9 protein-coding genes are annotated in these 10,992 nt (G+C 40.4%); 7 read left to right on the top strand and 2 right to left on the bottom strand.

Annotated elements, in window-relative coordinates; translation table 11 throughout:
• Entirely contained in the window at window positions 1-486 is a 486-nt protein-coding gene (locus HMPREF0766_RS03050; RefSeq protein ID WP_002993605.1) for a thermonuclease family protein, read from the bottom strand.
• A gap of 583 nt (window positions 487-1,069) precedes the next feature.
• Here HMPREF0766_RS03050 and HMPREF0766_RS03045 point away from each other — a divergent pair.
• The 5 genes from HMPREF0766_RS03045 (at window position 1,070) to HMPREF0766_RS03025 (ending at window position 6,310) form a co-directional block, all read left to right on the top strand.
• Window positions 1,070-1,894 (top strand): prephenate dehydratase, encoded by an 825-nt coding sequence (locus tag HMPREF0766_RS03045; protein ID WP_002993603.1) that lies wholly within the window; start codon window positions 1,070-1,072, stop codon window positions 1,892-1,894.
• 33 nt (window positions 1,895-1,927) lie between these two features.
• Window positions 1,928-3,034, top strand: a complete 1,107-nt coding sequence (locus tag HMPREF0766_RS03040) for a chorismate mutase (RefSeq protein WP_002993601.1) — start codon at window positions 1,928-1,930, stop codon at window positions 3,032-3,034.
• Entirely contained in the window at window positions 3,034-4,284 is a 1,251-nt protein-coding gene (gene aroA, locus HMPREF0766_RS03035; protein ID WP_002993599.1) for a 3-phosphoshikimate 1-carboxyvinyltransferase, read from the top strand. Before HMPREF0766_RS03040 ends, aroA begins: the two co-directional genes overlap by 1 nt.
• A 75-nt stretch (window positions 4,285-4,359) precedes the next feature.
• Entirely contained in the window at window positions 4,360-5,466 is a 1,107-nt protein-coding gene (gene aroC / locus HMPREF0766_RS03030; RefSeq protein WP_002993597.1) for a chorismate synthase, read from the top strand.
• Window positions 5,453-6,310: an ROK family protein gene (locus tag HMPREF0766_RS03025; RefSeq protein ID WP_002993594.1), complete on the top strand. Its 858-nt coding sequence runs from the start codon at window positions 5,453-5,455 to the stop codon at window positions 6,308-6,310. The genes aroC and HMPREF0766_RS03025 overlap by 14 nt, the downstream gene beginning before the upstream one ends.
• 32 nt (window positions 6,311-6,342) lie before the next feature.
• On the opposite strand, the gene HMPREF0766_RS03020 is transcribed toward HMPREF0766_RS03025, so the two are convergent.
• On the bottom strand, window positions 6,343-8,763 hold the full coding sequence (locus tag HMPREF0766_RS03020) for an alpha-ketoacid dehydrogenase subunit alpha/beta (protein WP_002993592.1): 2,421 nt from the start codon (window positions 8,761-8,763) through the stop codon (window positions 6,343-6,345).
• A gap of 195 nt (window positions 8,764-8,958) precedes the next feature.
• Between HMPREF0766_RS03020 and HMPREF0766_RS03015 the strand changes: the two genes are divergently transcribed.
• Together HMPREF0766_RS03015 and HMPREF0766_RS03010 are read left to right on the top strand one after the other, a co-directional pair.
• Entirely contained in the window at window positions 8,959-10,155 is a 1,197-nt protein-coding gene (locus tag HMPREF0766_RS03015) for a DEAD/DEAH box helicase (RefSeq protein ID WP_002993591.1), read from the top strand.
• Window positions 10,156-10,241: 86 nt separating this feature from the next.
• Entirely contained in the window at window positions 10,242-10,988 is a 747-nt protein-coding gene (locus HMPREF0766_RS03010) for a hypothetical protein (protein WP_002993589.1), read from the top strand.
• Window positions 10,989-10,992: the final 4 nt, after the last annotated feature.

Here is a 10,992-nt window from a genome sequence, read left to right as displayed (position 1 = left end):
CTATTTCCAGAGTCCGGCTTTGTGCAATCGGGCTTTCCCCTCCAGTTCTCTGAAATATGCGGCATATTTCACATTTGGAGGAACTGTCATCGTTACCGAATACCCCTTTTCCACAAGTTCTGCATTTAACAATATACTATCGATATATACATAAGCCAGCAGGCGGCCATACCGATCCCGCTTTGCAACATCAAAAGTAAGACTAACATGCTTATTCTTTAAACGTTCTGTTAAATATTTTTTGGATTCGGCTCCGAAATAACCAATCAGTTTTCGCCCTGTATTTCGGGATTCAGGAGCATCTATACCTATAAACCTCACTTTCGTTCCTTTGGAAGATCCGTCCTCAATCACAAAGGTATCTCCATCAATCACCCTGCGCACTATATAACTGTGATCAGGTACAGTTTCTAATCTTTTAGACGGATCTTTAAAAGAAGTAAAAGCAATAAAAAACAGAGGTAAACACCTCAAAAGTATCTTCATATAAATTATAAAAGGGAAGCTGCAAAATTAATAAAACCAAAATAATTAAATGAAAAGTATAATTCCAAACAAAATAACCATCCAAAAAACACATATTTTTAATAAAAAAATACAAAAAAAATACTATATATTTCAACAAAAAAAAAGCAACAAATAATGTAAAAAAAAGACCAAATATGTAACCATTAATTTAAGTAAATAAAAAACATAAATAATTGAATACAAATGTTTTATTAAATAAAAAAACAAAACAAAAGAAGTATTTTTAATATAAAACTCACACATAATTAACACTAATATCAGCCATTTTTTACACCTAAAAATCAGCACAAAAACACATCTATAATGACTAAAAAAAAACAATAAATTTTAAATTTTATTTGGATTTTTAATTTTTTGCCGTACATTTGAAATGTCAAACACGAGACACAGACAATGAAACATAATAACACATATCTATTTTTTGGTTTCTTTTATTTTAGCAATAAGAGCAGGGACTAGTATATAGATATAAGTTATACAGATATATAGAGGGTCCCGGAAATATTCGGGACCCTCTTTTTTTGGAAAGTTAACGATAAAAATGAGCTTAAAAATTGCAATACAGGGGGCAAAGGCCTCTTTTCACGAAGAAGCAGCCTTCAAATATTTTGGCAATGATATAGAAATTGTCGAATGCGATTCTTTTAAAAAGACCTGCGATATTCTGAAACAGAAAAAGGCAGATTATGTGGTCATGGCCATAGAGAATTCAATTGCCGGAAGCATTCTCCAGAATTACAATCTGTTGCGTGACTACCGCTTTCATATTGTAGGTGAAGTATATCTGCACATCCAACAGCACTTGCTAGCGATGCCGGGAGTAAAATTAGCAGATATCAAGATTGTAGAATCTCATCCCATTGCTATCCGTCAGTGTGATGCCTTTTTGGAAGATCATCCGCATTTTCTGGTGAAAGAGTTCACAGATACAGCAGCTGCAGCAAAGAAGATAGCAGATGAAAAGCTGACCTCCACAGCAGCGATTGCCGGGGAACTTGCAGCTAAACTCTACGGTCTTGAAATTATTGAACGCAGAATTGAAACGAACAAAAAGAACGCAACACGTTTTCTGATTCTGGCAGATGAAGTTGTCGAACAGAAAAATGCGAACAAGGCATCTTTATCTTTCCAAACCGGCAATGCAGTAGGCGCACTGGCCAATGTACTTCAATGTTTTGCAGAGCAAAATGTCAATCTGACAAAGATCCAGTCTATGCCCGTCGTAGGACGTCGTAATGACTATGATTTTTATGTAGATGTCGAATGGAAAAAACAATCCGAATACGATGCGGCTATCCGCAAAGTACTGAAGCATACTGTCAACTTCAGTATCATGGGTGAATACATTAAAAATGAGAAATTGTAATTAATAAACTGAAAATATAAAATACGCAATAAAATGAAACACACATTAGACATCCTTCCGCTAAAATCCTGGTTAGATACAGGAGACAGACCATTGATCATCGGAGGCCCTTGTAGTGCAGAGACTGAAGAACAACTGGTTTCTACAGCTCACCTTTTGGCAAATACTGGCAAAGTAAATGTATTACGTGCCGGAATCTGGAAGCCTCGTACCCGTCCGGGAGAATTCGAAGGTATAGGAAGTATTGGCCTGGAGTGGTTAAAAAGAGCAAAAGAAGAAACAGGATTATTGACGGCTACAGAAGTTGCAACCGCTAAACACGTGGAAGAAGCTTTAGCTGCAGGAGTAGATATCCTTTGGATTGGTGCCCGCTCTACAGCAAACCCGTTCACTGTGCAGGAAATAGCAGATGCTTTACAAGGTGTTGATGTACCTGTATTAGTTAAAAACCCTGTGAATCCGGATCTTTCTTTATGGGTAGGTGCATTAGAGCGTATCAACCGTGCAGGTATTAAAAAATTAGCCGCTATTCACAGAGGATTCTCTTCCTATGAGAAGACAGCATTCAGAAATGAACCAATGTGGGATCTGGCTATTCAGCTTAAAACCTTAATTCCTGATCTTCCGGTTATCAACGATCCAAGTCATATCTGCGGAAATCGTGAACTGATCCCGTACATAGCACAAAAAGCAATGGATATGGATATGCAGGGATTAATCATCGAATCACACATCGATCCTTCAGTAGCATGGACAGACGCAAAACAACAACTTACTCCTGCAGCTTTGGCTGAACTGGTAGGCCATCTATCTTTACGTCGTCCGGAATCCGATAACCCTGCTTTCGAAGATAAACTTTCTGAACTACGTGCTGAAATCGACAAACTGGATGACAGGATAATCCAGCAAATCGGAGACCGTATGAAAATTGCTGAGAAAATCGGTGAATACAAACGGGATAATAATGTAACTATCTTACAAGTTTCGCGTTGGGATGAAATTGTCCAAAAACGTGCAAAATTAGCCAATGCATTAAACTTAGATCAGGATTTTACGGTAAAATTCTTAGAACTGTTACACAATGAGTCTATCCGCAGGCAAAATGAAGTAATGAACAACACACCAGCTACGGAGGCGTAATGGAGCATTCTAGCATTGCATTAAGCCATCCAGGTAAAACAATAAAAGGTACGGTACAGCTCACAGGTTCTAAATCTGAGAGCAACCGTGCCCTCATTATCCAGGCACTGAGTAAAGGTAATGTCCATATCGAAAATCTTTCGAATGCAGATGACACCGTGATTATGCAGCGTGCTTTAAAGATCGCTGCTGAACCACAACCCGAAACCCAAACAATCAACATCGGACCCGCAGGTACAGCAATGCGTTTTTTGACATCCTATCTCAACTTAGTAAAAGGCAATTTTATCCTTACAGGTACAGAGCGGATGCAACAGCGTCCTATCGGTATTCTCGTTGATGCATTAAAAACATTAGGTGCAGATATACATTATGAGAAGAAAGCAGGATATCCCCCTTTGAAAATAGAAGGAGGAATGTTTCAGAATAAAAATGAAGTTTCTATAAAAGGTAACATAAGCAGCCAGTATATTTCTTCGCTGTTACTGATCGCAGCAGCATTGAAAAAAGGTCTTACACTACATATTGAAGGAGAACTGACATCAAGACCTTATGTATCGATGACATTAGATATGCTCAAAGAAGCGGGTATATCTCACACTTGGAGTGAAAATGCGATTGAGATAGCTCCTCAGGAAACAAAAGAAGCTACTTTGTATATAGAACCGGACTGGAGTGCTGCATCCTATTGGTATGCAATAGTGGCGCTATCCGAAGACGGACATATTGTGCTTCCCGGATTGAAGCAGAACAGCCTGCAGGGAGACAGCGCAATAGTAGATATAATGACACACTTCGGCGTACGTTCTTCTTTTGAACAGGACGGGCTCCATCTTCACAAGTCAGCAGTTGATTCTGATCAGACTCTTTTTGACTTCAAAGAATGTCCCGACCTGGCTCAGACAGTCATTGTATGTGCAGCCGCATTGAAACGCGACATTTCATTTACCGGTCTGGAAACACTCAAAATCAAAGAAACAGACCGTATTGCTGCTCTTCAGAATGAGATTGGCAAATTCGGGGCATTACTATTAGAAGATAATGGAATATACCACCTGAAGACTTCCAATGTCTTCAAACCTGAACACATAACAATCAGGACATATGAAGATCATCGTATGGCTATGGCATTCGCTCCGCTGGCCCTAGTATTTGATCAGATTCATATAGAAGACCATATGGTAGTCGAAAAATCATATCCCGAATTCTGGGATCACCTAAAAAATCAAAATTTTACCATTACTGCATAGATAAAATAGAATAAGACCATAATATTATGGTCTTATTCTATATCTTTACGCTTTGCTAATACATTATTAAACTTTATGGCAGGAAATTCATTTGGAGAAGTATTCAGGATTACGACTTTCGGGGAATCACATGGCGAAGCGATCGGTGTGATTATTGACGGTTGTCCGTCAAATATCGAAATCGATGAGACTTTCATCCAATCGGAATTGGATAAAAGAAAACCCGGACAATCCAAGATTACAACTCAACGCAAAGAAAGTGATACTGCAAAAATTCTTTCAGGTGTATTTGAAGGAAAATCAACCGGTACCCCAATTGCTCTGGTCATTCCCAATGAAGACCAGCGATCTAAAGACTATTCTCACATACAGAATAAATTCAGGCCTTCTCACGCCGACTACACGTATCATATGAAATACGGTAATCGTGATTATCGCGGTGGCGGTCGTTCATCCGCACGGGAAACTGCCGCAAGAGTAGCAGCCGGTGCTGTAGCCAAATTATTCTTAAAACAACTTGGCATTGAGATATTTGCACACGTCTCTTCCGTAGGAAAGATTGATGCGCCGAATCTTGATCACAGCGATCTGTCTACACTGCTGGAACAACGCGAAAATAACATTGTGAGATGTGTAGATCCCGCTACAGCCAATGAAATGATTTCATTTATTGACGGCATCCGTAAAGCAGGAGACACAGTAGGAGGAAAAATTTCAACAGTCATCCGCAATGTACCTACCGGATTAGGCGAGCCTGTATTTGACAAATTGCACGCTGATCTGGCCAAAGCGATGATGAGCATCAATGCCGTACACGGATTTGAATACGGGTCCGGATTTGAAGGCTCACAAATGATAGGATCTGAACATAACGACATTTTTCTGACCGAAGATCAGGATCTGGAGCATGTACATACAATTACAAATTTTTCAGGGGGTATTCAGGGGGGTATCTCCAATGGAATGGACATTACATTCCGTACAGCATTTAAACCCGTTGCCACTATTATGAGAGATCAGGAAACGGTTAATACCGAAGGAGAGTCTGTAAGTATTTCAGGCAAAGGAAGACATGACCCTTGTGTAGTACCGCGTGCAGTAGTTATAGTAGAAGCTATGGCAGCACTCGTGATTACAGACCATTTATTAAGACAAAAAAGTTATTCGAATGCCCGTTTCTAAACGATACATTTTAGCCTCCGATATCGGAGGCTCTCATATTACCTCAGCTATCGTCGATACAGCTGACTGGTCCATTCTATTTGAAAGTGTTACACGCAATCGTGTTGATTCTTCCTCGGATGCTAAATCGATTTTTCAAAACTGGGCTTCCAATCTTAAAGAGACAATAACAAAATCTCCTGAAGAAATTAAACAGCTTGGTATCGCCATGCCGGGTCCCTTTGATTATGAAAAAGGAATTTCACTGATGCACAATCAGGACAAATATGACAGCTTATTTCAGCTGGATACTTCTGCGGGTATTCGTGAGGCTATGGGCAACTCCTCCATCGAGATCAGATATATTAATGATGCAGCCGCATTTCTGCAAGGCGAAATATTTGCTTCCAAACTTGATAATGAGGAAAAAATACTGGGTATTACTCTGGGTACAGGATTAGGAAGTGCGGTATGGAGTAATGGCAATAAAGCGTTTGATGCGGATCTTTGGAACACAGCATACAGAGATTCTATTTTCGAAGAATACCTGGTAACGCGTTGGTTCACGAGAAGATTTGAAGAGTTGACCGGAAATAAGGCCGAGGGTCTGAAAGAGATTCTGGAGCAACATCAGGACGAAGCAGAGTTTGCTACGCTTATTCAGGAATACAGTGCGCAGTTACTGGACTTTTTGAAATTTTTCAGCGAAAAATATAACTGTACACATTATATAATAGGCGGAAATATTGCGAAGGCATTGGATATTATAACATCTTACCGTACCGAAGAATTTAGTGCCTATACCATTGGCAGAAGTAATCTGGATGAAAAAGCAGCCATTATCGGGGCTGCAAGTATCTTTTAGAGGATAAAAAATTAAGGTATCCTGCTAACTGCCTAATAGAGTGCAGGATACTTTTCCGGATTAGCATCATTCATCATCTCATAGACGATTTCAATCACATCATCAGCAGATGGTTTAGTAAAGTAATCCCCGTCTGATCCGTACGGAGGACGATGAGCCTTTGCAGTCAGAGTGCGAGGCTGACCATCCAATACATAATATCCTTTCTGGTTTTCCAGTATATGTTGTAAAATATACGCGGAAGCACCTCCAGGAACATCCTCATCTACCACCAATAATCTGTTGGTTTTATCTAAAGACAATTTACATATTTCCGTCCGATCCAGCGGATACAGACATTGGATATCTACAATTTCTATATTAATTCCCAGTTTTTCAAGCTCAATCGCTGCTTCCTGAACAACTCTCAGCGTGGATCCGTAGGAAACTACAGTCAGATCTACTCCCTCTTTGACTACTTCAGCTATACCTAAAGGAACTGTAAATTCACCAATATTCTTTGGCATTTTTTCTTTGAGGCGATATCCGTTAAGACATTCCACGACCACAGCCGGCTCGTCCCCTCTCAGCAGTGTATTGTACATACCTGCTGCCTGAGTCATATTTCTTGGAACACAAATATGCAATCCTCTCAAAGCTCCCAGTAACACTGTCATCGGTGAACCGGAATGCCAGATTCCTTCTAGCCTGTGTCCGCGTGTACGCACTATGACCGGAGCTTTCTGTCCCGCTTTGGTACGATAACTCAGACTGGCCAGGTCATCACTCAGAATCGGTAACGCATAAATAAGATAATCCAGATACTGAATTTCTGCAATCGGGCGCAGCCCTCTCAGAGAGAGTCCCAGTCCTTTGCCGATAATAGCAGATTCCCGGATACCCGTATCGAATATCCGCAGTTCGCCGAACTTTTGCTGAAGTCCCGCAAATCCCTGATTTACATCTCCTATTTTTCCTACATCTTCTCCAAATGCGACCAATCGTTCATCTCTGGAGAAATTAGCATCAAAACAGGCATTCAGTACTTCCCTGCCATCTACAATCCGTGTTTCTTCATCATATTGTGCAGGAATAACCTCTACATTTAATGGAGAATCAGGAGTATCCGTAAACAGAAAATCGTTAAACCGGTTTTCATTCACGCGTTGCTGTGCATGATACCAGTTCATCAAGTCCTGCTTGCCTTTAACCTGTACGCCTCTGAGTTCACGGATTGCTCTTCGTACATTGACATACACTTCTTTAAAAGAGGGTTCGGGCAATGATTTTAATGTTTTTAAAGGCATTTCTACCAAAGGAGACGCTATCCGTTCCAACAGATTTATTGCCTGTTCAAGGTCTCCGTTAATAGTTTTATGATAATCTGTCCACGCTCTTCGCTGTTCCGTGCGGACATATTCTTTAGCTTCTGCTTCAATCTGGTTCAGTTCTTCTTCTGTAGCCATATCAGACTCCAGAATCCATTGTCTCATTTTTACATTACAGTCAAAATCATGCTCCCACTGCAACCGTTCAGCAGATTTATAGCGTTCGTGGGATCCACTGGTAGAGTGTCCCTGAGGTTGTGTCAATTCTGTCACATGAACCAGGCAAGGAACATGTTCTTCCCTTGCAAAACGTACAGCCTGCTCATAAGTCTCGACCAGACCGGCATAATCCCATCCGTTCACTTTAAAGATTTCAAAACCAGTTGTATCACCTTCCTGACGTTGGAATCCTTTCAGCACTTCCGAAATATCTCCTTTTGTAGTTTGCACTTCATTAGGCACTGATATACCATAGCCATCGTCCCATACAGAAATCACAACAGGTATCTGGTTGACACCAGCCGCATTTATTGTTTCCAGGAAGACGCCTTCCGAAGTAGATGCATTTCCTACAGAACAGAAAACCACTTCATTACCTTTATCCGAAAAATAAGAGAGATGGCTCAGATCCGGATTATGACGATACAGTTTTGATGCTAAGCCCAATCCCATAATACGGGACATCTGCCCTCCGGTAGTAGAGATATCCGATGCCGAATTCTTCTGCTGCATCTGGTTGAACCAGTTTCCGTCTTCATCAATCTGACGGGTAGAAAAGTGACAATTCATTTGTCTTCCGCCGGATGAAGGATCCGCCTCCAGATCAGGGTGCGCATACAACTGAGAAAAGAAATGATAAACAGTAGAAATACCGGAAGCAAATACAAAGGTCTGATCACGATAATATCCTGACCGCCAGTCTCCTTCCCGAAAAACTTTTGCTAAAGCAATCTGCGCAAGTTCTTTACCGTCTCCGAAAATTCCAAACTTAGCTTTTCCGGTCAATACTTCTTTTCTTCCCAACAAACTTACAAACCTGCTTTCTACCGCCAGACGGTAATCAGCAATAATGATTTTCCTAAAATCATCAAAGCTCAGCTTCGAAGGTTCGTATGTTTGCATATGCTGTAATATGGTTCCTGACATTTTTTGTTCTTCAGTTTTAACAAAAATACTAAAAATAAATTCTTTAATCCATCAACACACCCCTAAATTATATGGTGAAAACCTATGTATGCCAAATAAATGACAAACCCTTATATTTTAATTCGTCAGGTTTAAAGTAAGTGGTTATTTTTCTTTTGGTATCTTTGTTCGTTTTATCTCAAAATACAAAAAAAGTTGAATTTTCAAGAATTAAATCTTTCAAAGCTGCTGATTGAAAAACTCAATACCTTTCAGATCGCAGAACCTACAGGGATACAAAAAGCTGTGATTCCGAACATCTTGAAAGGGAAAGACGTCCTTGCCATATCCCCCACAGGGACGGGAAAAACGGAAGCCTTTGCACTACCTGTTTTGCATCTTTTGACAGAAAATAAACAATCTGAACATAAAACGCTGATCCTAAGTCCGACACGGGAACTGGCACAGCAGACATATCTCCGAATCAAAAACTGCACCCCTTCTGAGGTAAATATCAACACCATATCCATCTTCGGAGGACAGTCATATGAAAAGCAGGCGTCAGAACTTTCGACTGATCCGGCTATAGTTGTTGCTACTCCAGGCAGGCTGCTGGATCTGATGGATCAGAAACTTATAAATCTGTCTGTATTTAAGAAGGTCGTTATAGATGAGGCGGATGAAATGTTGAAACTGGGCTTTATAGCTGCGTTGTTTCGTATAATGGGGCATCTTCCAGCGGGCAGGCAGACTCTTCTTTTTTCAGCCACTTTTCCAAAGGAACTGGAAGAACTTGTTCCGAAAGTACTGCGTCAACCGTTTCGGTTTGAAGTACAAAACCGGGAAGCAGAGCAGAGCCAGATCCATCAGTATTTGTTGTTTGTAGATAAAAACGATAAAAAAAATCTGATAAAGTATCTTATCGATCATTATAAAATAGATGCTGCACTAATTTTTACGCGTACCACACATGGTGTAGATCGTATTGTAAGTGATCTCCAAAAACACGGACTCACTGCACAGGGATTGTACGGGGACAAATCGCAGGCCGTTCGAACAGCAATAGTTGAAGATTTTAAAAACAGAAATTTCAACTTTCTTGTTGCTACAGATATTGCCTCACGGGGTCTTCATCTGGATGACCTCGATCATGTCATTAATTATGAAATTCCTGACACAGCGGAGCAGTATATGCACCGCATTGGTCGTACAGCAAGAGGGACCAGAGACGGCTATACGTATACCTTTTGTGATGCGGAAGACAATCCTAATCTGATCAAACTTCAGATTGCGCTCAAAAAAAACATACCTATCTTATCCGAGCATCCTTATATCCTGAGCTGGCAAAAAATGCTAGCACACAAGGAATTAAAATCGAATTCCAAAAGAAAGGGCAGCAAGCGAAAAAAATAAAGTGAGATTGCACTCCCCTATTTTCATAGAATAGCACAATATTCCTTACTTTTAGGCCTTTATATAATTGTAATAATATTCATAGAATGAGTACCATTCATTTATTTAATGATCATAAGAATCAGCCAAACGGCAATAATCTGGGCGATTTAGAAAAAACCGTCATTATTAATTCACTGATGCAGACTCCTATCGCACAGCGTGACGGCGCCTGGGTGGAAGCTTTTGTTACGAATGTTGCCGAGGCCAATCTGACACTGAGCGAACCTGAGGTCATGATGGGGTCTGACGGATTTCCATATTTTAATCTACGGACTATTGAATCCAATCAGGATTTTAAAGCTTTCGTCATCGCAAATCAACTTGATTACATCTTAGGTCAGGGGTTTGGCGTCGCTATAAATGCCGGAGCCGAACAGTCGGACTGGATATTTTCTTATGGCGATCTGACCAATCTGAAACTCAACGGAGAATTCTATACCGATGAAAGTATCTTTTCTCCTCAAAACGGAAGTGCTGTCATTGGCAAAGACGAAGAGATACTTGTAGGTCAACCTTCAGAAAGCATACTCCCGGCTCAGCTTCGTGCCAATATACGTGAATATCTGGTGTACAACGGTATAAAGAATCCCAAAATCGCTTTAATAGCCCGTGATTACAAAAATGAAGAAACGGTAAAACAGGATTTGGTTTTTAACATTATTCCGAAGCAATTCGCTACCGAGAAAGAGTTTGAAGCGATAATGACAACAATAGTATGGTTTCTTCCCCGTCATTATTCCTTTATGGGTCTGGACGAGATGAGTATAGAGAATGGCTTCCAGCCTTTGTAGAAAA

Source organism: Sphingobacterium spiritivorum ATCC 33861, from assembly GCF_000143765.1.
In the GTDB taxonomy this organism is placed as follows: Bacteria; Bacteroidota; Bacteroidia; order Sphingobacteriales; family Sphingobacteriaceae; genus Sphingobacterium; species Sphingobacterium spiritivorum.
Note: the sequence above shows the minus strand (reverse complement) of the source record. Positions and strands in the feature narration are given on the sequence as shown.

Excerpts from the sequence above, each read along its gene's own strand:
- HMPREF0766_RS03050 (WP_002993605.1), bottom strand. The coding sequence starts at position 486 with ATGAAGATACTTTTGAGGTGTTTACCTCTGTTTTTTATTGCTTTTACT.
- HMPREF0766_RS03045 (WP_002993603.1), top strand. The coding sequence starts at position 1,070 with ATGAGCTTAAAAATTGCAATACAGGGGGCAAAGGCCTCTTTTCACGAA.
- HMPREF0766_RS03040 (WP_002993601.1), top strand. The coding sequence starts at position 1,928 with ATGAAACACACATTAGACATCCTTCCGCTAAAATCCTGGTTAGATACA.
- aroA (WP_002993599.1), top strand. The coding sequence starts at position 3,034 with ATGGAGCATTCTAGCATTGCATTAAGCCATCCAGGTAAAACAATAAAA.
- aroC (WP_002993597.1), top strand. The coding sequence starts at position 4,360 with ATGGCAGGAAATTCATTTGGAGAAGTATTCAGGATTACGACTTTCGGG.
- HMPREF0766_RS03025 (WP_002993594.1), top strand. The coding sequence starts at position 5,453 with ATGCCCGTTTCTAAACGATACATTTTAGCCTCCGATATCGGAGGCTCT.
- HMPREF0766_RS03020 (WP_002993592.1), bottom strand. The coding sequence starts at position 8,763 with ATGTCAGGAACCATATTACAGCATATGCAAACATACGAACCTTCGAAG.
- HMPREF0766_RS03010 (WP_002993589.1), top strand. The coding sequence starts at position 10,242 with ATGAGTACCATTCATTTATTTAATGATCATAAGAATCAGCCAAACGGC.